Genomic DNA, 24409 nt, shown 5'->3' on the forward strand with positions numbered 1-24409 from the left:
ATTAAACCAAAAATTGAATCAAATGCAACAGTTCGGAATCATCCCAGAAGCTCACGGAATCGAGTTCTCTGGAATCCAAAATGCGGCGACCGTCAAATGGAACCTAGCGCCGGCAGCACTCATCGAAGAAGCCATCATCAACCAAGAAGGAACCCTGACTGACACCGGAGCGCTCATGTGCGACACAGGCAAATTCACCGGTCGCTCCCCCAAGGATCGCTTCATCGTCCAAGACGAAGTATCTAGCCCACATATCTGGTGGAACGACATCAATCTCCCCTTCGAAGAGGAGCAATTTGATCGCCTTCATCAAAAAATGATCGACCACCTGGCTGGGAAAAAGATCTACGCCAGAGATGCTTATGCAGGTGCTGACAAAACCTATCGTCTCAATCTACGAGTCATCAACACCCAAGCTTGGCACAACCTGTTTTGTTACAACATGTTCTTGCGACCGGAAAGCTACAAGCTCAAAGATTTCAAGCCCAACTTCACCATCTTGTGTGTCCCAGAATTCGAAGCTGACCCAAAGACTGACGGGACGCGAAGCAAAAATTTTGCAATCATCAACCTCAAGAAAAGAACCATTCTGATAGGTGGCACAGCCTACGCTGGAGAAATGAAGAAAGGAATCTTCTCGGTACTCAACTACCTACTCCCTGTGCAAGAGAATGTACTGTCTATGCACTGCTCTGCCAATATGGGCTTGCAAAAGAAGGATACTGCGATCTTCTTTGGACTATCCGGCACGGGAAAAACAACCCTCTCGGCAGACCCCAATCGCGACCTCATCGGGGACGACGAGCACGGCTGGACTGCATCCAACGTATTCAATTTTGAAGGAGGCTGCTATGCCAAAGTCATTGATCTCAAAGAGAAGAATGAGCCGGACATCTTTCGCGCCATCAAATTTGGCTCGATTGTCGAAAACACACGCTATTTTGACCATACGCGGGAAGTAGACTATGAAAATGTGTCGGTGACCGAAAATACACGAGCAGCTTACCCGATCCATCACATCCACAATGCGGCCACCCCATCCATTGGCGGCATCCCTCGCAACATCTTCTTTTTGACTTGTGATGCTTTCGGGGTGATCCCTCCCATATCCAAAATGAGCAAAGGTCAAGCGATGTACCACTTCATCTCAGGCTATACCGCAAAAGTCGCCGGTACAGAAGCGGGGGTGACCGAACCCCAGACCGTATTTAGTGCATGCTTTGGCGCACCATTTTTGCCACTGCACCCGACCAAGTACGCTGAAATGCTCGGTAAAAAAATGGAAGAAAATGAGGTAAATGTATGGCTCATCAATACAGGGTGGACAGGAGGCCCATACGGTATAGGATCTCGTATGAAACTCAAATACACCCGAGCCATGATCTCCGCTGCACTCAACGGTACACTAGACAATGTAGGCTATCGGACACATTCTATCTATGGTGTAGAGATCCCGATGACGTGCCCAGAGGTCCCCTCAGAACTCTTGAGTCCGCGTGAAACGTGGAAAGACGACAAAGGCTACTATGCCAAAGCCAACGATCTCGCGTACAAATTCATTGAAAACTTCAAGAAGTTTGAAGAGTATGCCAACGATGAAATCATGTCTGGGCAACCTACCCCCAACTTGACTCATCAATAAGTCCTGAATAAGGCGGTCATATGGCCGCCTTTCCTTTACCTACATGATCATCCCTACGATGGTAGCAGACAGCAGAGAGGCAAGTGTCCCCGCCACAAGTGCCTTCATTCCAAGCTCGGAGAGCATGACCTTTTTGTCAGGTGCCAATCCCCCAATGCCTCCTATTTGGATTCCAACAGAAGCAAAATTGGCAAAACCACACAGCATATAAGTTGCCATGATGATGGATTTCTGATCGGTAAACGCTCCTTCGCCTTTGAGTCTAGCCAAACTCTCGTACCCGACAAACTCACTGGCGATGAGTTTCTCACCCAGCAGTCTTCCCACCAATGTAATGTCCTCACTCGCTATACCTATGAGCCACATAAGTGGCGCAAACAAGTAGCCCAACAAAAACTCTAAACTCAGCGCAGAATAGTTGCCGTTCGAAAAAGATGCAATCGAAGCATTCCACCCCGTCCATGCGCCAAGTTCAAACAAGACAAAATTGAACATCGCAAGAAAGGCAAAAAACACGAGCAACATCGCACCAACATTGAGCGCCAATTTCAATCCTTCGGTCGTCCCATTTGCCATCGCATCCAAAAAATTGGAGCCGACATTCATACGACTGACTTTCACCTCGGTATTGATGGGGTCGGTCTGCGGATATATGATTTTGGAAATGATCACTGCTCCTGGTGCAGCCATCACGGAGGCTGCCAAGAGGTGTTTGGCAAATATCAAACGTTGTACAGGATCACCCCCTCCTAGAAAACCTATATAGGCTGCTAATACACCTCCTGCCACAGTAGCCATCCCTCCTGTCATCACGAGCAGGATTTCAGAACGGTTCATATTCTGGAGATAGCCTTTGATCAATAACGGTGCTTCGGTTTGACCCAAAAAGATATTACCCGCAACACTCAAGCTCTCTGCACCACTCAGTTTGAGAGCTTTGCTGAGTAGCCACGCCAAGACATATACGACCTTTTGGATAACCCCCAAGTAAAAAAGCACACTTGTAATCGCCGAGAAAAATATGATTGTAGGCAGTATTTGCAAAGCAAACACATACCCAAAGGACTCTGCATCCATCATGTTTCCAAACAAGAACTCACTCCCTACCTTGGTAAACTCAAGTATTTGGGTAAACCCACGACCTACGTAATCAAAGATCAAACGTACCACAGAAAGGTACAATATACTCATAGCAAGAAGCACTTGAATCACAAGCCCTATCCCCACTATCTTCCACGATATCGCCTTGCGATTGCTACTGAAAAGCCAGGCAATCACGATAATCACCAGCATCCCCAAGACACCACGAAGTACCGAAACAAACGACCCTCCCTCTGCCACTTCATCTACGACAACTGCTTCGTGCGAAACGGTGACATCAGGAAGAGGCTCATCCATGTGGAGCAAGGTATCGACAACTACTTCGTAGCTGAGAGAGTCCTGGGCTTGTACAGTGTCTATCGAGCACATCAAGACCACAAACAGGAGGAGAAATACGCGTCTAAAAATCATCAAATGGACGTTGTGTTGAATGTATCAAAAGCTTAAAATAAAGGCTCATAGCGCACAGGACAAAGGCTTTGGCCGAATACTTTTCTTTTTATGAGAAAAAGCACACTTTGCTGTCGATGGCTTGTGACGTATCTTTGGCTTTTCGTCACCACATGCCCTATGAAAATTCAGTTCGAAGAAGGGAAATACGCCCCAGAACAAATCCATTCTCTAAGTGAAAAACACCCCGAATTTGAGGTTCTGACTCAGTTCGTCAAAGGTTGGTTGTCCAAGCAAAGTGAGTTCACTTTTCACAGTTCGGGCTCCACAGGCGTCCCCAAACCGATCATCGTAAATCGCAGACAAATCGAGGCAAGTGTCCAAGCCACTGCACGACACCTGCAGTTGCAACCTCAAGACCGAGTACTTCTCTGCCTCAACCCGCAGTATATCGCCTCACTAATGATGGTCGCACGTGCACTTATCTTGGATTTAGACCTGCTTCTCACCCGTCCCAGTTCCAATCCGCTTTTGCAACTGGACTCCTCTGTTGATTTTGCATCCTTTGTACCCTATCAAATCTACCAAATGATCGCTGACGACAGCTTGGTGCAGCTCAGCAAGATTCGCACCGTATTGATTGGCGGTGCTCCTCTGAGCAGAGCAGCCTTCGAACAACTCGCTTCATTGCCCAACCGTCTATACCTCACCTATGGCATGACCGAAACCGTCAGTCATATCGCCCTCATGCCGATCCACGGTCACTACGAAGAGGCGCTGTATCATGTACTCGAATCCATCACCATCGGAACCAATGCTCAGCACTGCCTTCACATCCAAGGGGTCGTCACCAACGATACCCGTATCCAAACAACAGATGTTGTAAAACTACACTCAGACAGGAGCTTCGAATGGTTGGGTAGAGCAGATCATGTCATCAACTCTGGAGGCATCAAAATCCATCCCGAGCAACTCGAGAAAACCATCGCTCCATGGCTAGGAGACACCGCATTCTTCATCGCAGGGGTCGAAGACCCAGTACTCAACGAGAGGTGTATATTGGTCACCGAATCCCCCATCAGCACAGATACCTTTGTACAGATACAAAATCAAATCACTCGGATATATAGCAAGCATCACGTACCCAAAGAAGTGAAAGTCTCTGGTCCCTTTGTCAAAACAGACAGTGGAAAGGTAAAAAGAAAAGAAATCGTACAAGAAATCGCTTAGACCCGTACCACGACCTTGCCCGTGGATTGTCCACTCTGGAATAGCTTGATCGCCTCATGCAATTCATTGAAAGCAAACACTTGACCGACGAAAGGCTTGCCCAAATCCAACTTACTCATTTCTAAGAGCAACTCATCCATGATTTCGACTTTCTCATAGAGCCATATCAAATTGAACCCCATCACAGATTTATTGTCCTGAATCATCTCTTGGGGATCCAGTTTGGGCCGGGTGATAAACTTCCACAAAAGCTTCAGGTAATTGGGCTTAGACCCTGGTGAGGCAAATTGCGAAGCTCCTACCACCACCATTCGACCTTGTGGTGCCATGGTCTTGTAGCCTGCTTTGAATACCGCTCCGCCTATCGTCTCGATGACGAGGTTCAACTCCCGCCCATCGAGGGCTTGCACCAAATCCGCTTCGAAATTCTTGCTACGAACGATCTGTGCATCAAATCCTTCTCGCTTGAGCACGTCCATTTTCCGATCACTACCAATGGTCCCCACGGTGAATGCACCATAATTTTTTGCGATGCGGTTGGCCAGTATCCCTACTCCACCTGCCCCACTATGGATGAGAACGTTCTGCCCCTTTTTCAGCCCGCCCAAGTATACCAACGCGTAGTAAGCGGTCAGTCCCTGTACCAAAAACGCAGCGCCTTCTTCGTCCGTCCATCCCTCAGGCAGTGGCACAATGTGACGATCATCGATATTCAACCGTGTAGCATAGCCACCGAAGCGTGTCACGCCCATCACACGATCTCCCACCTTGTAGTCTTTGACCTCCGCACCGATCGATTCGATCACGCCACAAAACTCCAACCCAGGCACAAAACTCCCCTTGGGAGTGGCACTATATAAGCCATGAATGGCAAACACATCTGCAAAATTGAGCCCAATCGTACGTACAGCGACCTGCACTTCATTCGCTGCTGGTGCTTCGAGTTCTTCTTCTACCAGCTTGAGGTTAGAGGTAGCTCCTACTTTGTTGATTCGGTACGCTTGTCTTTGCATCTGAAATGTATTTTATCTTGGTGCAAAGATGAGGAAAAGCGTCTTACTTTTCGGGGTTTGCAGTACAGTTTTCCAAGTACGACATGTATGTTCTATCAATTATCCAAGGCCCCATCTTCTACCCAGCAGGCTATCTTAGCGATTTCTTCGTCGGTAAGCACACCCTCTTTGGGCATGGTCTTGTTTTGCGTATTCTTTTTGATGGATTCAGCTTGCTGCTGAATGACCGAAAACTCTGAAAAATCAGGAATCCCGTTGCCTGCGACATGACATTTGGCCAAGGTACAATTGGTCGAGATGATCTCTGCTACCTCCATACTATAACTAATTCCAGAGGGTACATATACGGTTGTTTCATCTTGGCAACCCGCCGCATCCTGCACCACCAAATCATGCATCCCTTGACTCAAGTCAGTATAAACTTCTTCTGTCGCAAAAGCCCCTCCATCGAGACTGTAACTGTACACCGCATCCGGCGCCTCTGGCACCAAGGTCAGCTGCCCAACCGTCCCTCCACATCCTGCGGCTTGATCAATGATCACCTCTACTGACAAGTCCGGTATATCCGAACCGATCTCTACGCCCAGGCTCTTCATGCAGTGGTTGGCATCACGCACCAGTACACTATACTCTCCCGCAGACAGCCCCTCAAACAGCGACTCATCCTGAAAAGAAATACCGTTGACGCTGTATGCATAGGGTGCCTCTCCCCCTACCCCTTGCAATTCTATAGACCCTGCTTCACTACAGTTTTCGGAAGTCTGAGCGAGTACCGACACTGACAAGTCCGACAGAGCACAATCCACGGGCTTGTCCTCTTCGCCACACGACAGGAGAACACCAACCATTAAGGCCATTGTCCAATATTTTTTCATTGCTTTGTTCATCCTCCTGCAGCTAGTTCCATCAAAATCCCACAAAGATACGCTCCATATGTCCCCAAAGCATAGCCCAACACAGCCAGCAACACCCCTACCGGTGCCAGAGACGGGTGAAACGCTGAGGCTACCACAGGAGCAGAGGCGGCTCCTCCGACATTGGCCTGACTCCCTACTGCCACAAAAAAGAACGGCGCCTTGATGAGCTTAGCCACTCCGAGCAGTAGACCGATGTGTACCATCATCCACACGATCCCGACCAGAAACAAGCCCGGTGACTCGACTATCGCCAGCACATTCATTTGCATCCCGATGGTCGCGACGAGGATGTAGATAAATACACTCCCGATCTTGGAGGCACCAACCCCTTCCAACTGCCGTAGCTTGGTAAACGACAATCCCAAGCCAGCGGTCGTAGCGATCACCACCAACCAAAAGAAGCTCTTCGTCAAACTATATTTCTCCAAAGCGGGAAAATGACTCCCAATGAAAGGGGCAATCCAATCCGCAAGGAAATGAGCGATACCTGTCACACCAAACCCTACAGCCAAAACCAACATCACATCCCTCACAGTCGGGATTTTAGCTATACTGGCTTGGTATTGTTCGATCTTATTTTTCATTTCTTCGATCGCCGAAGCATCTGCATTGAACATGGCGTCAATGCGTTTGGACTTGCCTGCTCCAATAAGTAAAAATGCCAACCATATGTTGGCTACAATTACATCTACGGTCACCATTTGAGAAAACAACTCTTTATCAATATCAAACACCTCCTTCATCGCAGCTTGATTGGCACTCCCGCCAATCCAACTCCCTGCAATGGCAGTCATACCATGCCAAACGACACTGAGATCTCCCCCGACTACATCCGGTGCTACCCACGAGAAAAACAAGATGGACAGAGGCCCTCCAATGATGATCCCCACCGTCCCTGTCAAAAACATGATGATGGCTTTACTCCCCAGCTTTTTGATTTCTTTGAAATCTGTACTCAGTGTCAACAACACCAAACTGGCTGGCAGCAAGTAGCGAGAGGCAACAAAGTACAACTGAGAGTCTTCACCAGATACAATCCCCAAAGAATTGAACACCGAAGGCAAAAAATAACATACCAAAACGGAGGGAAAATAGGTATAGAACTTCTGCCAAAAGGCATTCTTAGACGAACTCGTCACAAACACAAACCCTAATAAAATCATGAGTAGGCCAAACACGACCGCATCATTGGTAATCATAACTTCTGGTTCATTCACTTCCATTCGGTATACGTTTTATTATCTCTGACAATTCACTGAGGATCATCGCTGTGGCTCCCCACACCACTTGCTTTTGGATATCAAAATACGGTGCCTCGATCTTGACTCCATCATAGGGCTCTATCCACTTCATCTTGCGCAACTGGCTATCGAGCAAGTCATCCAAATCAGCTTCTACGAGATGATCCACCTCCTGTTCTTCCAAGACGAAAGCGGGCTTTTGAGACACCCACCCGATGTAGGGTTGGATATTGAAATTGCTCGGCGGGATATAATGCTCACTGAGCGCACCCACGATCTGTATATCCTCTCTCGGCACTCCGATTTCTTCTTCCGTTTCGCGCAAAGCGGTGACAGACAGGTCCGCGTCTTCTGCCTCGTACTTCCCACCTGGAAACGACACTTGACCACTATGTACCCCTGGATAAGTCGGTCTCACGATCAAAGGAAACTTGACTCGCTCCTCGTCTGTATAAAACAAAATCAATACAGCACTCTCTCTGGGAGGTTCCGAATGGCGATAGCTACGACGCATCTCTCCCATGCGCAGAGGGGCCATCAGACGCTGAGCGGATGCCCCTGGCAAGCCATGCGACAGGGCCTTTTCCAATTCCGAGACGAATGTTTTGATCAACCTATTTTATTTGAAAGACTCCAATTCATTTTCCTAGCATCAAGAACAAACATATCAATATAAATCAATAAATTGGGATGAACTAGCATCAAAAGCATGACCGCTCAACTGCCTTATTATGTTTATGTCGTCTTCTTGCTGACCACATTGACCACCTTACTTTTCTTACACTTTGGCTTCAAAAAAGCCGAATGCAAACACTCCAACTCCGCACTCATCCTCTCCGTCTGTATTGGCGCGTGGCTCTTCCTCATCGGCACCTTGGCACTCTATGATTTTTTTGTAGATTTTGACACGATCCCTCCCAAGCTAATGTTTGCCGTACTCCCACCATGCCTCGTGGTGATTGGGTCATTGTTTGTCGCCAAGAGCAGAGCGTTCATCTTGCGCATCCCCATCACGACACTGACCTACCTTCACATCATCCGAATCCCAATAGAAATCGGATTGTGGTGGCTATTTCTTGCTCATTGGGTGCCCGAGCTGCTGACTTTCGAAGGCATCAACTACGACATCTTATCTGGCATCTCCGCACCCTTCGTAGCGATATTCATGGTCGGTCTGCGCAGCAAAGTCAAGTATGGTGCCATCCTTTGGAACCTCATCGCGCTAGGCATGCTCGTCAACATCGTGACGCATGCGATCTTGTCCACCCCCTACTCCTTTCAGCGCTTTGCGTTCGAGACTCCCAATGTCGCAGTTTTTTATTTTCCGTTCATTTGGCTCCCATCCTTCATAGTACCTGCGGTTTTATTTGCACACCTCACATCTTTGCTTCAACTTTTCGTCAAGAATGAGGAAAGCATCTAATCGAACCCTCCTTGTATGCCGCTAGAAAAACAATACATCAAGTTAATTTTCGGAATAAAACTCAAACAATATAGGCAACGGCTCAACCTGTCGCTACAGCAATTGTCCGATGCCTGTGGAGTCTCCGTCTCCTATCTCAACGAGATCGAGAAAGGAAAGAAATACCCAAAAACAGACAAAATCATCTCGCTGGCACAAGCGCTCAAAGTGCACCCTATGGATCTCAAATCGGAGATGCTAGACAAGACCCTCGCCCCCATCACCCAGTTGATGCACTCTGGCATCCTCTCCGAGCTCCCTCTCGACCTCTTCGGTCTAGAGGCCTCACGATTGCTTGACCTTCTCTCCAATGCCCCTTCCAAGCTCAACGCCTTCATTGGCACCCTGCTGGAAGTCAGTCGCAACTACGACGTACGGGTGGAGACCTTTTATTTCTCCGTACTGCGCTCCTATCAAGAGATCCATGAAAACTACTTCGATGAGATCGAAAAGAAAGCAGAAGAATTCATCCAATCGACCTGTGCCATTCGGCAAAAACACTTGTCAGCACATCATTTTGAAGACTACCTCGTCGACCAGTACAACTACGAAATCGTATGGGATGACTTTGATGGACATGAAGCCCTCAACGACATGCGTACCCTCACGGTCATCAAGCGTCGACGCAAACACCTCATTCTCAACCGAAAGCTAAGTTCAAGACAGCGGGCCTTCTATCTCGCCAAAGAGGTCGGGTACAACTACCTCGCTTTCAAAGAACGCAACTACACCATGCCCTGGGTCAAAATCGACAGCTTCGACCAAGTACTCAACGACTTCTTGGCCTCTTATTTCGCCTCGGCGGTTCTCATCAACAAGCCCGACTTCACCAAAGACCTCAAGGCCTTTTTTCAAAACGATGAGTGGAACCAAAACATCCTCATCGACACCATGCGCGAGTACAATGCCACACCTGAGATGGTACTACAGCGAATGACCAACTTGCTCCCAGCTTCCTTTGGACTCAAAGAGCTGTTCTTTTTCAAGTTTAACCACAAGCCCGGTACCAACTACTACTCCCTCAGCAAGGAACTACACTTGTCGCGGCAACATCAGCCACGAGGTACCGTCTTGCAAGAGCACTTTTGCAGGCGATGGGAGTTTATCCAAATGCTCAACGAACTCTCCCAAAAACCAGACGAAATCATCGGCGGTGCGCACATTGCCCAATACCTCGACACCAAGGAAGAGTTTCTACTGCTCTCATTGGCCAAGCCTTTTAGTCCTACTCTGGGCATCAACAATAGCCTCTCACTTGGTATCCGCCTCAACGACAAGGCACGAGACACCATCCGTTTTTTACAAGACAGCTCGATCAAAACCAAACTCGTACACGACACCTGCGAACGATGCCCTGCCGCCAACTGCAACAAAAGAGTCGCTCCTGCCACGGTATTTGATGGCAAGAAAAAAGAAGCACAGCGCATCGAATTATTGAGGGACTATGGGTTGAGTTGATTTCCTACCCTTGCTTTTCAAAAGCTCCCAATTTCTTCTTAACATTGACGCAAAGTTTTACAGATATAACACAGCAACTATATGTTTTCAAATTGGTTTGGAGAAACAGAAAGCGCATACCCCATCATTCAACTAGGAGGTACGGTCATCATTGTTGGGATATATTTCATTTTGAAAAAATTCCTACAAAAAACTATTCTCGATCGGGCCATTCAACAAAATTTTGATCCCGCCCGGTCTGTCTACGTCAAAAAACTCGTCGGTTTCCTTGTCCTATTGCTTTGCTTCGTCCTCGCAGGCATCGTATGGGAGGTCTCTCTCAAAGGGCTCTCGATCTACATCGCTTCGATACTGACCGTCGTAGGTGTGGGGCTTTTTGCCAACTGGTCCATGGTCAGCAACATCACCGCTTCAGTGATTCTATTTTTCTTTTTTCCGATCAAAATCGGGTCAAAAATCAAAATCGTAGATGGGGCCAATTCGGTCGAGGGGGAAGTGCTCAATCTTTCGCTCTTTTCGATCAAAATCCTCATTGCGGAGGGAGATCACATCTACTACCCCAACAACATGGCGATCCAGCGCTACATCGTCCATCTGGATGGGCACAATGTAGAAAAAGGCACCAAAAAACTGATGTAAAGACCTCAGTCCCATCAAAAAACAAAAGCCCCAAGAAGTATCTCTTCTTGGGGCTTTTGTTTGGTAGCGACGACAGCTCCTACTCACAGGGGTTGCGCTCAAGCTGATCTGCACGGAACTCATATACCGCACATGCCGAGACGTGATCATTGATCGACAGGTATGCATCCACCAGCAGCTCGTAGCTCCCTATCAGTCCCGAATCCAGTGCGATGGATTGCTGCAAAACCGAAACCGCCTCATTCACTTGCTTCTTCTCCAAGTAGAGTTCGCCAAGATTTTTGTACGCAAAGGGATTCTTATCGTCATATTTCAAACTCAAGCGAATCAACGAATCAGCAGCTTGTATGTCCCCTTGTTTGAGCTGAATGTATCCCGCATTGTTGATGAAATAAGCTTGTCCCCCAACCATACTCATGGCCAGTTGGATCACAGAATCCGCCTCTGCCAGCTCCCCCATCTCTGCATCGATGAGTGCCAGTGTATTGAGTGCGTAGGGTTCGTTTTGATGAATCGTCAGAGCCTCCAGAATATCTACCTTGGCAGCAGGATAATCCTCAAGGTTGTACTGCATGACCGCACGGTTGGAATAGGCGTCAAAATTGTTTGCGTCCCGTCCAATGGCTACCGTGAAGCACTCAATCGCTTTGGGATAATCCGACTGCTTCTCGTACACTAGCCCCTCCACTACTGCGAGCAAGGCCGTGTCTGGATAGATCTGCCCCAAAAACTCCAAGTCCTCTAGGGCATTCTGGACGCGCTCCAACTCCATGTAAGCATACGCCCGATTGAAGAGCACCTCGTGGTATGCTGGGCGTTGGCGATAGACCTCATTGTAATCCGCCAGCGCAAGGACATACTTGCCCATTTCGTAGTAAGCCACTCCACGATTGAGATAGGCATCTGTGATCTCCGGGTCTTTGTCCAGCACCTGCGTATAGAGCACGACGGCTTCCTCGTAGTAGCCCTCATTAAGCTTCTTATTGGCCGTTTCAAAAGTGTATTTGATGCGATTTTTGCGGTTAGCAGGGCTGCAAGCTGCTACGACAGCCAGTACTAAAAGAAATAACGTCCATGATTTTTGCATGACGCAAAGCTCATCAGAGCAAAGCATAATCAAAAGAGAAAATTGAACTTATGCCCAATGCTTGTACCATGAATGGCAGACGAGTAGGTGTGACAACCTACCCCCTACCAAAACTAGAGATACAAATATCCCTATCATAATCCTCCTTCTATCTCCTGCCAGCTATTTACTGAATTTGCGCCTGACACCGTCGGAAAGATTCAGCCGCATTCGAAAACACAGCCCTCAAGAGTTTCAATGTCGTTCTCACTTGATGCAAGTCACGACAGAAACCTGCTCTGCTACCCATCTCCAAAACTAAGTAGTCCATGGACTTGAGGTCATCGAAACGCGATCAAATACCGTCGAAAACTTGAGTCACATGGGCAAAATTCAGCCCCGTAAGGAGCCCCTCAAACCAAGCACCTGTGCTTGCGGTTTCAATCACGTGTGTTTGACGCTCCGAACACACGTGATTGACCTCCCAAACACGTGTGTTTGTCGACGCAAACACACGTGTTCGGAACACCCTCCCAAAATCGGCCTTAGGAGCTTCCTAGGAGGGTATTTTACCAATACTCCTATCGCTACGAAAGTCCCACCCTTCCTCCAACGGTCTGTGCTCCACGGTCCAACCGTACCTTCTCCCCAATTACTTAGAAACCGCCCCCTAAGCGAACACTCATTTCTAAGTAGTCAAGTGACTAGTCACTGCTTCCAAAGGTTTCAAGTTCATATGCCAGATACCCCAATCGGTGCACAGAGACCAGAGACATCGGCGACTATCCCTCAATGGAGCATACACAAGCCATGAAGGTGAGACACTGTACGGTTGGCTTACTCCAGTAGTGAAATCACTCCCTCATCGACATCTCCAAAAGGGCCAGGGCACAGAAAACGTTCGTATCAAATGTCAAAATCGCCCACACATTTTGATAGCTGCAGCAATCTCAAACGAGACAAAATGATCCCAACCAAAATCCATCTATATCTTCTAATTTGATATTTTAGCCAAAATATTCTTGTATGAACTACTACTACCACCCCAATCCCACGACCAATCCAGTCCTGAGCACCGAAGAATCCTCCCATGCTGTGAAGGTGCTGAGAAAGAAAGTCGGTGACACCATCCATCTCATGGATGGCAAGGGAGGAAAGTACGAAGCAGAAATCACGGATGCCAACTTCCGCAAATGTGCCTTTCGCATCACAAACCATGAACAGCTGATGCATACACACGCCCAAGTACACATGGCCATCGCTCCAACCAAAAACATCGATAGGCTGGAGTGGTTTGTCGAGAAGGCCTGCGAGCTGGGCACCGCACAAATCACCATCCTCCTCACCCAACGCACCGAGCGCAAAAAAGTCAACCTCGAGCGTCTCGAAAAAAAAGCCATCAGTGCGATGAAGCAATCCAAGAACTTTTGGAAATGCCAAATTGATGAGCTCACCCCCTACGAGTCCTTCGTCACCCAGCTCGAGTCACTGGCCACACAATCCTTCATAGCCTATGTCGAGACAGGGCAAGAAGAAGCACTCCAAACACTGATTCAACCCCAAAAAAACACCTTGATCCTGATAGGACCCGAAGGGGATTTTACCCCGGAGGAAGTCCAGACTGCCGTACAACATGGAGCCACAGCGGTCAATCTCGGGAGCAGTATCCTGCGCACCGAGACAGCAGGCATCATCGCAGCACACACCTTCAACCTCGTCAACGGACGATAGAAGAGCATCCTAGACGAATCCTAGATCCCTCACACTTTTTTAGCACATGATTCCTTAGATTTGCCCTTCATTTTTCAATTCAAATAACATGAAAGCAGAAATACATACATCAAAAGGAGTCATGAAACTAGAGTTCTTTGAGAAGGACGCTCCCAATACCGTCAAAAATTTCACCGATCTAGCCAAAAAAGGCTACTACGACGGGTTGACCTTTCACCGTGTGATCCCAAATTTCGTAATCCAAGGAGGATGTCCTGACGGTACCGGTGCAGGTGGGCCTGGGTATGAAATCGACTGTGAACTAGATGGCGACAATCAATACCATGACAGAGGAGTAATATCGATGGCACATAGAGGGAGAAATACAGGTGGATCTCAATTTTTTATCTGCCACAGTAGAGACCAAACTTCTGGTCTGGATAGACACCATACTGCATTTGGCAAAGTAGTAGATGGACTCGAAGTGATCGACGCAATTCGTCAAGGCGACGTGATGGACAAAGTAGTCGTGACCGAAGACTAATTTCTTCGTCGCTTTTCATGGAGTACAGATCTTGGTCTGGATTGTTTTTGATGTTTTGATTGATACACTAACTTAGTCCTATCACATCAAAACTAAACCATGAAAAACACAACACTACTGATGCTTTTGCTGGTTGGATTTGCCTGCCAGCAAAAGCCACAAGCACAAGTTGAGAACGAAACAAATACCGACGAAGAAAGCTCCCTCAACATCTCTCTTCAAAAAATGTGGGAAACGGACAGCCTACTCACGACCAGCGAGGCAGTGATCTACCACCCTACACTCGATGTACTCTTCGTCTCCTGTATCAACGGCACCCCGCCTGACAAGGCAGACCAAGATGGGTTCATCGCACAAGTCTCTCCTACAGATGGAGAAATCCTCAACCTCAAATGGATCGAAGGCCTCTCTGCCCCCAAAGGTATGGGTATCGTCGGCAACAGCCTATTCGTCACAGACATCAATCAAGTCGTAGAAATCGATATCGATAAGGCCGAAATCATCGCAACATACCCCATCGAAGGGGCTGCATTTCTCAATGACATCACGACTACCGACGATGGCACTGTCTTGATCTCGGATACCGGGACCAACATCATCAGCATGATCAAAGACCAGCAGCTGAGTACATTCGTCTCAGACCCCGCCCTCGAAAACCCCAATGGCCTAGATATCGCCGACGGCAAGCTGTTCATCGCATCCTACGGCCCTCATGGCAAATTCATCGAAATGAACATGGAGACCAAAGAAACCAAGATCATTACAGACTCTATCATGGGAGGTGATGGGGTGATTGCGCTCTCTGACTATTTCATCGTGTCTACCTGGCCAGGTCAAATCTACCTCGTCTCATCGGGAGGCTCGAAAACACTATTGATCGATACCCGTGAAGAAAAAATCAACGCCGCAGACATCTACCCATTGCTTTCTCAAGGGCTCATATTCGTTCCTACTTTTTTCGACAACCGCGTAGTAGCCTATGGCATAGCCGAGGCTCCCGAACCAATAGAGTACTAAGACCCTAGACCGAAGCAAGGAACTCAACAATGACGAAACCCGCTCTAATAATTGAGTTCCTTGCTTTCTACATTCCTAAACATCCCCTCCGATTCATAAAATTTGCCCCGCTCGATCATCCCAATGTACTCCGTCTCTCCGTCCCGACGCGCATAGACATAGTGCTTGCCCAACTCATCCAACGAATACAAGTCAAACCCCATCGATACATCCGAATCCCGTACCGCAATCACATCAAAAAGCATCCCTGTGTGTGTCCGGTAGTTTTGATCTAGGTAGATATAGACTATATGGCCCTTTTCGCACACGGGATCCATCACATACTCTGCTCCCATCCCTGTGCTATGGTTTTGAAAACGAATTTTTCGCCAGATGAAATACGGATTCCCTTTGCTCGTCAAGAGCTTCCACTTGTAGAAGTACGTCACTTCGATATCCTCAAAACGAAAATTGACCTTGCGGTAATAAAACAAATTGAGTGAATCGATATAGTAAGCAACAATGGCCAGAAGAAACAACGCAGAAAAAACAGCACCCGCCACAAAAAAGGCTTCATTTCCATCATTCAACACCAAATCTACAAGTATCATTTTTCTCTATGTGAAATTCAAAAACAAGTCAAAGCCATATCGATTGCTGTAAAAGAACATGTTTGATTTAGAAGGTGTTCAAATAAGTTCATTTTTATCAAAAATAAACCATAAGGTTTTCAATAAAGTTAGACAAGTCCATACTTTTGCCCAAACTCCAAAATACTATGGAATCAGGCGTACACACGACGAAAGAAAAAGCCCTAACACTCAACCTCAACGAATCAATCTATGGATCACTAGCCGAAATCGGCGCAGGCCAAGAAGTTGCTTCCAACTTCTTCAAAGCGGGAGGAGCCTCAGGCACCATAGCCAAGACCATGTCGGCGTACGACATGGATTTTTCGGATGCAATCTATGGGGCTACTGAGCGCTATGTGTGCGAAGAAAAACTCCTCAAAATGCTCAACAAGGAGTACGGACTCCTCTCCGTGCGTCTGACCAAGAGAGCAGACACGAGCAAGTTCTTTGCTTTCGCCAACACCATCGAGACGATCAACTTCAAAAAAACCAACCAAGGGCATGGGTGGATCGGCTGTCGTTTTCAATTAGAGCCTCACGGCGAATACAACGACCTCATCATCCACGTGGTACTCAAGGACCCAGAGACAATTTGGCAACAGGAGGTACTAGGCAAGATAGGTGTCAACCTCATCTATGCTTGCTACAACCACCACAGCAATCCAGACCGCATGATGGTCTCCATCGTAGACAACATCAGCGAAGGACGCGTTGAGATTGATTATTTCAAGTTGACAGGCCCTGGTTTCAAACACGTAGACAACCGACTCATGAGTCTCAAGCTTGTCAAGTATGGCCTGACGCATGCGGCCATGTTTGACAAAGCAGGCAACAACCAGCAACCTTCAACCTTCCTGTACAAAAAGAACATTTGTGTATTGAGAGGCTATTTCAGACCGGTCACCATCGTGAGTGAGGACATGATCGATTCTGCCATCACGGAGTTTAGAAAAGACCCGCTAGTGGACCCTGAGCGCACCCTCATCACCACCGAACTGACCCTCAACGACCTGACGACCGAAGGCAAGATCGACGAGACGGACTTCCTAGATCGGGTGGAGCTCCTCAACTCCCTCGACCACAACGTCCTCATTTCCAACTACACCGAACACTACAAGCTCTCCGCATACTTGAGTCAATTCACCAAAGGCAAGCGCATGGCCTTTGTCGTAGGCACAGACAACCTCCGCAAGCTCTTTGATGAAAACTACTACCACAACCTCAAGGGCGGCATGCTCGAGTCCTTCAGCAGGCTGTTTGGCTCCAATGTCAAGCTACTCGTCTACCCCACACTCTACCAAGGCAAGATAGAGACCTCCATCAACTTCTCCCCTCCCAAACACATGGAGCACCTCTATCTCTACCTCAAAGAGAACAACTACATCGAAGACATCGACTCTGCCAAACGTGACATTCAGCACATTCAGTCCGCAGAAGTCCTCCAAATGATCAAGTCAGGCCAACCCAACTGGGAGGAATTCGTCCCGCCGATGATCGCCCAAATGATCAAAGAAAACAAGATGTTTTGCTACAAGCCTTGATAAATCCTAACCAAAACAACGAAGTACACTACTAAGATTTTATAGATCGTACATTTTCACATATCTTCGTGATTCACATAAAACAACAGAATGGCCGCAAGAGGAAATTTCAGTAATCGATTGGGTTTTATATTAGCTGCTGCAGGATCGGCAGTAGGTCTAGGCAACATTTGGAAATTTCCTTTTGAAGTAGAAGCTGGTGGTGGAGCCGCATTTGTCGTGCTTTACTTGGTTTTTTGTTTTGTACTTTGCTTCCCCGTCTTGGTGACAGAGATTGCTATTGGTCGAAAAACCGAAAAGAACCCCGCGGGTGCTTTCGTAGCATTGGGTTTCCCCAAATGGAAATACCTCGGTATCTTAGGGATAGTCAGTGGCATCATCATTCTCTCGTTTTACAACGTCGTAGCAGGATGGGCTTTCGGGTACTTCATCGAAATGGCCAAGGGCAACTTTGACATTGGCAAGCAGTTTGGCGAATACATCACTGACATCTGGAAAATCGCAATATATGCGGTATTCTTTATGGGAGCCACAGCTCTGATTGTTTCCAAAGGAGTCGCTGGCGGGATTGAAAAAGCAGCCAAGATACTCATGCCCACCTTGATCATCATGATCTTAGGCATCTTGGCCTACTCGTTTACCCTACCCAATGCCATGACAGGTATCAAGTACTATTTGGTTCCTGAGTTTTCTGAACTCAACCTCAAAACCATCGGTGGAGCCCTCCGACAAGCCTTCTTCTCTCTCTCACTAGGCATGGGAGCCTTGATTACCTATGGAAGCTATCTTTCCAAAAAAGAAAACATCATCAGTTCGGCCGCTTCTATCACCTTGTTTGATGTGGGGATTGCCTTCTTTGCGGGTCTCATGCTTTTTCCACTCGTATCATACAGTACAGGAGGTGACATGAGCAACATCCAAGGTGGCGCAGGGTTGATCTTTGTGACCCTCCCTGGAGTCTTTCAATCTCTAGGACCCGTATTGGGCATTGTCATCGGCGCATTGTTCTTCTTGTTGCTATCCTTCGCAGCGCTGACTTCTACAGTCTCCCTGCTCGAAGTACCTGTAGCCTACATCGTGGACGAGTACAAAGCCAAAAGAAACACAGCTGTCATCATCATGGCAGGTATCATTTTCACTGCAGGTATACCTTCGCTGATCGGCAATGGATACAGCGAACTATTCACCAATTTCATCACCTATGTCGGTGCAGATACTCCGACCGACTTCATGACTTTCTTGGGACAATTGGCCGATATATTCCTCCTCTTTGGTGGATGCCTGATTGTCACCTTTGCTGCTTATGTCTGGAAAAAAGCCAATCTACACGAAGAACTCGCACAAGGCTATGAGGGCTACCACGGTTCGATTGTCAAAAAATTCATCGACATAGCTGTGAGTTATGTATGCCCGCTACTACTTGGTATCCTCTTCATTCTTGTAGTACTCAGCAACTTTTTCGGTATAGACATCATCAAATAAACCAAGCGACGATCGATTCGATGGCAGATCTCAAAGGGAGATAGGATATCCCCTTGACTTCTCCCACGTCCTTTTTCTATGACTATGGGGCCAGTGGCTATCAGCTACGATGGGGATCAACCCTTAACATCTTTGGGGGTACTTATTTCACTCCTTCAGACCCATGGAGCTCATGGATTACTTTTTCACGAAAGTGTCCAGGTCACCTTCCAACACAATGGAATAGTCCCCAGGCTGAAGCCGCCTGAGTGGGATCTTTTTGGCTGTCCCCTGGAGGATGATCTCTCCTTGACTGTTGAGTATCTCAAATCGAGCCTCTCGAGAGAGGTACATAAAGTCAGTGACGACCTTGGGAGAAAACGTCACCCCATCTGGATAATGGTAATACTCGATTTCATCCGAATACAGGTATCGTCCATTGGGGAGTTCGTAGCGTATCCGGTATTTGTTGCCACCATCTTTCTGCTCTGGGAAATAAGCGTACTGTGCCCCGTCAAATCGACCTTTGGCACGGATCGTCATCACCTCTTCCCAATGATCCACGGAGAGCTGCTCTACGACAAATCGCCCTTCTGTACGATCTCCTTTGGTGTACCAGTGAAGTATGGAATCGTTGAGAACAAGGCTGTCAAACTTGAATGAAGAATAATAAAGAATAGCCTCAGGGTTGATTATCTTCGGTTGACAACTATCCGCATGACTGATCTTGATGCTGACAGGAGAATAAAGTTCCACATCGCTAAAACCAAGACGGATGGCAGTCAAGCGCAGGTTGGTTTGCGTCACCTTGCCATTGACCTCTATCGATTGGATACAGAAGGACTCTCTATCTACCAGATATGGGTTCTTGATGTAGAGACTTTCGCCCTTGTTGACTCCTGTCAAATGCACATCTTGCCCCAAAGCGACATGCACCAAAACCAACATCCATACTACATACAGGTATCTCATCAACTATATTTCGATTTGTACTGATCAAAAAAAGCAATCAAACAACTGGCTGATCCTTGATTGAATCCTTCACTTCTAGCTTTAAAATTATATACTTAATCAGAATTCATGGGCTATTCTCTACATTTAATCCCCGATAAGGTAAGGGAAAAACACCATTGGACACTTCTGCCGAAACATTAATGCGCATATTTCGGTTAACTTTCCAAGGTCTTGATAAATTTGACCTTAAATCATTCACGGATTGCATGAAGCGCATCGCACTACTCTTTTTCCTCTTGATCACCGTACAGGCCAAAGCATCCTATTTGTTTTTGCCAATGGACGAATCACAGTCCAACCACCTCAAGGCCTATGGTATTTCATTTTGGGTACTAGAAAATGACGTCAAAGTCGATTGGCTACTCAATTACCAAGGAGGTGCCTTCCTGTTCCCGTATTATCAAGCCTTCGAAAACGAACTCATCATTCGGGGGGTTAGCTATCAGGTCATCTCGGACGCTCAAGCCAACTCCATCCTCACAGAGATCGCAAGCCCCGCCTCCAACATGGACGCCATGCGACTCGACAAAGTCCCCAAGATAGCCGTCTACTCTCCAAAGAGCAAACAGCCGTGGGACGATGCTGTGACGCTCGTATTGACCTACGCCGAAATCCCCTACGACGTGGTATTCGATGACGAACTCATGTATGACGAGCTACCCAAGTACGACTGGTTACACCTGCACCACGAGGACTTCACCGGACAATATGGAAGATTTTACCGGGCTTACCAACATTTCCCTTGGTACCAAGAGCAACAGCGCGAATACGAAGAATCCGCTCGCAAACACGGCTTCAGCAAAGTCTCCCACCTCAAACTAGCTATCGTCAAAAAAATACAAGCCTATGTCGCGAGCGGCGGCTTTCTCTTTGCCATGTGCTCTGCCACTGACACCTACGATATAGCCTTGTCTGCCGAGGGGGTTGACATCTGCGAATCCATGTTTGATGGAGACCCTATGGATCCACAAGCCCAATCCAAACTAGATTTCTCCAAGACCTTTGCCTTCGAAAATTTCATCCTCGAACGCAACCCCTACGTCTACGAGTTTTCAAGCATTGACACTTCTCCTGCTCAACGAGGGCTCAAAGAAGACGAAGATTACTTCACCCTCTTTGAGTTTTCGGCCAAATGGGACCCGGTACCAACCATGCTCACCCAAAACCACCAACACATCCTCAAAGGATTCATGGGGCAAACGACGGCATTCAAACAAAAACTCGTCAAATCAGAAGTCGTCATACTCGGAGAGACCCAATCGATCAAAGAAGCCAAATACATCCATGGTGTCTTTGGCAAGGGCTTCTGGACCTTCTATGGAGGGCATGACCCAGAAGACTACCAACACATGGTCAGTGAAGAGCCTACCGACCTCAACCTACACCCCAATTCACCCGGCTATCGATTGATTCTGAACAACATCCTGTTTCCAGCGGCTAAAAAGAAGAAACAAAAAACTTAATCAGGAATGAAGTACGAATAGTTCTACATATCTCGCGCTATCTCGTAACTTCGACCACTCATATTTTATCCCCAAAACCAAATACACATGGACAATAGAAAATTACTACCCCTCCTGCTCGTGGGAGCTGTCGCGGTATTCATCCTCATCAGCCTATCTTCTAGTTTGTTTTTCAAGGTAGAGCCCGCGGAGCGAGCACTGGCCTTTTACACCCTCTCGGGTAAACTTGACAAAAACAACATCATCACTCCCGGATGGCACGTCAAAGCACCCTGGACCACCATATACACCTATGATGTATCCGAAAGCAAGGTAGAAGAAAGCATGGACGTACTCGACAAAAACGGGCTCTCTATCAATGTAGACATGTCGATACGTTTCACTCCGATGAAAGACAAAATCGGCGAAATCCAAGAAAACTTCAAAGGAGAATACATCAGTGTATTGGTGATTCCAGAAGTACGCTCGTCTGTGAGACAAGTCATGGGGCGCTACACTGCAGAAGAAATCTACTCCACCAAAAGATCAGAAGTAGAAACTTCCATCAAAGCGGAGACAGAGTCGACCCTCGCCAGTCCTCAAAACAACGTCATCATGAAAGCGCTGCTGATCCGATCAATCAACCTCCCTGCTCAGATCAAACAAGCCATCGAAAACAAACTCCAGCAAGAGCAAGAAGCACTCGCGTATCAGTTTAGACTGGACAAAGAAAAAAGTGAAGCCGAAAGAAAGCGTATCGCAGCAGAAGGAGAAGCCAAGGCCAACAAAATCATCAACTCCAGTTTGACACCAGAGCTACTCAAAATGAGAGGGATCGAGGCTACACAAGAGCTCGCCAACTCACCCAATGCCAAGGTCGTAGTGATTGGGAGTGGAAAAGATGGACTACCTCTCATATTAGGTAATAACTAAGCTTCTTTTTCCGTCAATTTATCCTTAGATTCGCGATAAATTTTAGTCGTAAACATATTCAGTAGACAATGTCAGAAATAGCAGAAATCAAGGTAGGAGATAAAACAATAGAACTGCCAGTCGAAGTAGGAACCGAAAACGAAAAAGCAATCAACATCGGTACCTTACGTGCACAATCTGGACTGACAACATTAGATCCGGGGTACAAAAACACCGGAGCAACCAAAAGTGCAATCACTTTTCTCGACGGAGAAAAAGGTATTTTGAAACACAGAGGGTACTCTATCGAGGAGTTGGCTGACAAGTCAAGTTTCATCGAGGTAGCGTTCCTTTTGATCTACGGAGAGTTGCCCACTCAAGCTGAGCTGGACAAGTTCAAAAGTGATATCACTACGCACACGCTTGTACACGAGGACATCAAAAAGATCTTGGAAGGATTCCCTTCTACAGCACACCCTATGGGCGTGTTATCTTCTTTGGTCACTTCGCAGACGGCGTTTTACCCAGAGTCTTTGGATCCAAACAGATCCGTCGAAGAGGTGAACTTAAGCATCATTCGCATCATTGCTAAGATGCCTACTTTCGCAGCTTGGGCTTACAAAAATCAAATGGGACACCCTGTAGAATACCCAGACAACAAACTGGACTACTGTGGCAACTTCCTCAAGATGATGTTTGCTCTACCGACCGAAGACTACAAAGTAGACCCAGTTGTAGCCAAAGCATTGGATACGCTTTTGATTTTGCACGCAGATCACGAGCAAAACTGTTCTACTTCAACCGTACGTATCGTAGGTTCGTCGCAAGCGAGCTTGTATGCGTCTCTTTCGGCAGGGATCAACGCACTATGGGGACCACTCCATGGCGGTGCAAACCAAGCCGTAATCGAAATGCTCGAAGCTATCAAAGCTGACGGTGGAGATGCCGACAAGTATTTGGCCAAAGCCAAAGACAAAAACGATCCGTTCCGTTTGATGGGATTTGGACACAGAGTGTACAAAAACTTCGATCCAAGAGCAAGAATCATCAAGAAAGCGGCCAACGACGTTTTGGACAAGTTGGGCGTCAACGATCCAGTATTGGATATCGCTAGAAAGCTAGAGGAGAAAGCATTGGAAGACGAATACTTCGTCAAAAGATCACTCTACCCGAACGTGGACTTCTACAGTGGCATCATCTATAGAGCACTCGGTATCCCTACCGAAATGTTTACCGTGATGTTCGCCCTAGGTAGACTCCCAGGCTGGATCGCTCAATGGAAAGAAATGAGAGAAAACAACGAGCCTATCGGTAGACCAAGACAAGTATATGTCGGAGAAACAGATAGAGCTTATGTCGACATCAACAAACGATAGTTGACAACAACATCTAAAAACCCTGTCGATCACCGTCAGGGTTTTTTTATGCCTTCTCCTCGCTATCGTATACGCTGAGTTCAATTTTTACAGTTTTTTACTTCTCTATTAAAACTTCGGGCTTAATTTAGCTACTCATTCACAAACACATTGCAGACATGTACAGCATCTTATTATACGCACACTCTTGGCTCAGATGGATCATCTTGATTCTTGCAGTCCTTACTATCTTCAAGTCATTCATGGGCAGCAAGGGTAGCATCCCTTACTCCAAAGCAGACAATGCAATCGCCTCTGCATTTGTAGGATGTATACATTTGATGTTCTTGCTAGGACTGGGCTTGTATTTCACTAGCCCATATGCTTTCAACGCATTTGGCGGGAGTGAATCAGTCATGAAAAACGCAACCTTGAGATACTGGGCTGTTGAGCATGTGACAATCATGATAGCAGCCATCGCAGTGATCACCATCGGGAAAGCCAAAGCAAAAAGAGCCTCAACGGATAAAGAAAAATTCAAAAAGCAATTGATATTTTTTAGTATCGGGCTAATACTAATACTCAGCAGAATCCCTTGGGGAGAAACAGCTCGATTGTTCCGTTTTTGACTTTCTCCCAACAA

At 47.1% G+C, this 24409-nt stretch carries 22 protein-coding genes; 14 read left to right on the plus strand and 8 right to left on the minus strand.

What is annotated here, in order from left to right:
* The first annotated feature begins 22 nt into the window (after nt 1–22).
* Complete coding sequence (gene pckA / locus BFP72_RS10735; protein WP_099599139.1) at nt 23–1642, plus strand: phosphoenolpyruvate carboxykinase (ATP); 1620 nt, start codon at nt 23–25, stop codon at nt 1640–1642.
* 39 nt (nt 1643–1681) lie between these two features.
* On the opposite strand, the gene BFP72_RS10740 is transcribed toward pckA, so the two are convergent.
* A complete protein-coding gene (locus BFP72_RS10740; protein ID WP_099599140.1) occupies nt 1682–3154 on the minus strand; it encodes a NupC/NupG family nucleoside CNT transporter in 1473 nt (490 codons plus the stop codon).
* 159 nt (nt 3155–3313) lie between these two features.
* On the opposite strand from BFP72_RS10740, the gene BFP72_RS10745 reads away from it, so the two are divergent.
* Entirely contained in the window at nt 3314–4363 is a 1050-nt protein-coding gene (locus BFP72_RS10745; protein ID WP_158233377.1) for an AMP-binding protein, read from the plus strand.
* Here BFP72_RS10745 and BFP72_RS10750 read toward each other — a convergent pair.
* The 4 genes from BFP72_RS10750 to BFP72_RS10765 form a co-directional block, all read right to left on the minus strand.
* Nucleotides 4360–5376, minus strand: a complete 1017-nt coding sequence (locus BFP72_RS10750) for a zinc-binding dehydrogenase (protein ID WP_099599142.1) — start codon at nt 5374–5376, stop codon at nt 4360–4362. The two genes, BFP72_RS10745 and BFP72_RS10750, sit on opposite strands and share 4 nt — an antisense overlap.
* A 95-nt stretch (nt 5377–5471) precedes the next feature.
* A complete protein-coding gene (locus tag BFP72_RS10755; RefSeq protein ID WP_143520038.1) occupies nt 5472–6233 on the minus strand; it encodes a hypothetical protein in 762 nt (253 codons plus the stop codon).
* 26 nt (nt 6234–6259) lie between these two features.
* The gene (locus BFP72_RS10760) at nt 6260–7516 is read right to left on the minus strand and encodes a DUF819 domain-containing protein (RefSeq protein WP_099599144.1); all 1257 of its coding nucleotides are present in this window, start codon (nt 7514–7516) and stop codon (nt 6260–6262) included.
* A complete protein-coding gene (locus tag BFP72_RS10765) occupies nt 7503–8147 on the minus strand; it encodes a CoA pyrophosphatase (RefSeq protein WP_255397192.1) in 645 nt (214 codons plus the stop codon). Before BFP72_RS10765 ends, BFP72_RS10760 begins: the two co-directional genes overlap by 14 nt.
* A 96-nt stretch (nt 8148–8243) precedes the next feature.
* Between BFP72_RS10765 and BFP72_RS10770 the strand changes: the two genes are divergently transcribed.
* The 3 genes from BFP72_RS10770 (at nt 8244) to BFP72_RS10780 (ending at nt 11093) form a co-directional block, all read left to right on the plus strand.
* Nucleotides 8244–8957, plus strand: a complete 714-nt coding sequence (locus BFP72_RS10770) for a hypothetical protein (protein WP_099599145.1) — start codon at nt 8244–8246, stop codon at nt 8955–8957.
* Between the two features lie 15 nt (nt 8958–8972).
* Nucleotides 8973–10454: an XRE family transcriptional regulator gene (locus BFP72_RS10775; protein ID WP_099599146.1), complete on the plus strand. Its 1482-nt coding sequence runs from the start codon at nt 8973–8975 to the stop codon at nt 10452–10454.
* Between the two features lie 81 nt (nt 10455–10535).
* A complete protein-coding gene (locus BFP72_RS10780; RefSeq protein WP_099599147.1) occupies nt 10536–11093 on the plus strand; it encodes a mechanosensitive ion channel domain-containing protein in 558 nt (185 codons plus the stop codon).
* A gap of 79 nt (nt 11094–11172) precedes the next feature.
* Here BFP72_RS10780 and BFP72_RS10785 read toward each other — a convergent pair whose 3' ends face one another.
* The gene (locus BFP72_RS10785) at nt 11173–12180 is read right to left on the minus strand and encodes a tetratricopeptide repeat protein (protein ID WP_158233378.1); all 1008 of its coding nucleotides are present in this window, start codon (nt 12178–12180) and stop codon (nt 11173–11175) included.
* Between the two features lie 1005 nt (nt 12181–13185).
* Here BFP72_RS10785 and BFP72_RS10790 point away from each other — a divergent pair.
* The 3 genes from BFP72_RS10790 (at nt 13186) to BFP72_RS10800 (ending at nt 15430) form a co-directional block, all read left to right on the plus strand.
* Entirely contained in the window at nt 13186–13890 is a 705-nt protein-coding gene (locus tag BFP72_RS10790; RefSeq protein WP_099599149.1) for a 16S rRNA (uracil(1498)-N(3))-methyltransferase, read from the plus strand.
* 88 nt (nt 13891–13978) lie between these two features.
* Entirely contained in the window at nt 13979–14413 is a 435-nt protein-coding gene (locus BFP72_RS10795) for a peptidylprolyl isomerase (protein WP_099599150.1), read from the plus strand.
* A 99-nt stretch (nt 14414–14512) separates the two neighbouring features.
* Nucleotides 14513–15430, plus strand: a complete 918-nt coding sequence (locus BFP72_RS10800; RefSeq protein ID WP_099599151.1) for an ATP-binding protein — start codon at nt 14513–14515, stop codon at nt 15428–15430.
* A 44-nt stretch (nt 15431–15474) separates the two neighbouring features.
* Here BFP72_RS10800 and BFP72_RS10805 read toward each other — a convergent pair whose 3' ends face one another.
* On the minus strand, nt 15475–16020 hold the full coding sequence (locus BFP72_RS10805; protein WP_099599152.1) for a hypothetical protein: 546 nt from the start codon (nt 16018–16020) through the stop codon (nt 15475–15477).
* 167 nt (nt 16021–16187) lie between these two features.
* Here BFP72_RS10805 and BFP72_RS10810 point away from each other — a divergent pair, with 167 nt between their 5' ends.
* Complete coding sequence (locus BFP72_RS10810) at nt 16188–17582, plus strand: nicotinate-nucleotide adenylyltransferase (RefSeq protein WP_099599153.1); 1395 nt, start codon at nt 16188–16190, stop codon at nt 17580–17582.
* 90 nt (nt 17583–17672) lie between these two features.
* Nucleotides 17673–19064 carry a sodium-dependent transporter gene (locus tag BFP72_RS10815; RefSeq protein WP_099599154.1) on the plus strand — a complete coding sequence of 464 codons (1392 nt, stop codon included), beginning with the start codon at nt 17673–17675 and terminating at the stop codon, nt 19062–19064.
* Nucleotides 19065–19241: 177 nt separating this feature from the next.
* Here BFP72_RS10815 and BFP72_RS10820 read toward each other — a convergent pair whose 3' ends face one another.
* Nucleotides 19242–20015 carry a hypothetical protein gene (locus tag BFP72_RS10820; RefSeq protein WP_099599155.1) on the minus strand — a complete coding sequence of 258 codons (774 nt, stop codon included), beginning with the start codon at nt 20013–20015 and terminating at the stop codon, nt 19242–19244.
* A 248-nt stretch (nt 20016–20263) separates the two neighbouring features.
* On the opposite strand from BFP72_RS10820, the gene BFP72_RS10825 reads away from it, so the two are divergent.
* The 4 genes from BFP72_RS10825 to BFP72_RS10840 all read left to right on the plus strand — a co-directional run bounded on the left by BFP72_RS10825 (nt 20264) and on the right by BFP72_RS10840 (nt 24395).
* The gene (locus BFP72_RS10825) at nt 20264–21520 is read left to right on the plus strand and encodes an asparagine synthetase B (RefSeq protein WP_099599156.1); all 1257 of its coding nucleotides are present in this window, start codon (nt 20264–20266) and stop codon (nt 21518–21520) included.
* Nucleotides 21521–21607: 87 nt separating this feature from the next.
* A complete protein-coding gene (locus tag BFP72_RS10830; RefSeq protein WP_099599157.1) occupies nt 21608–22432 on the plus strand; it encodes a prohibitin family protein in 825 nt (274 codons plus the stop codon).
* Between the two features lie 68 nt (nt 22433–22500).
* Complete coding sequence (locus tag BFP72_RS10835; protein ID WP_099599158.1) at nt 22501–23787, plus strand: citrate synthase; 1287 nt, start codon at nt 22501–22503, stop codon at nt 23785–23787.
* Nucleotides 23788–23945: 158 nt separating this feature from the next.
* Nucleotides 23946–24395, plus strand: coding sequence for a hypothetical protein (locus BFP72_RS10840; RefSeq protein WP_099599159.1), 450 nt, complete (start codon nt 23946–23948; stop codon nt 24393–24395).
* Nucleotides 24396–24409: the final 14 nt, after the last annotated feature.

The sequence above is a fragment of the Reichenbachiella sp. 5M10 genome, from assembly GCF_002742335.1.
Taxonomy (GTDB): Bacteria; Bacteroidota; Bacteroidia; order Cytophagales; family Cyclobacteriaceae; genus Reichenbachiella.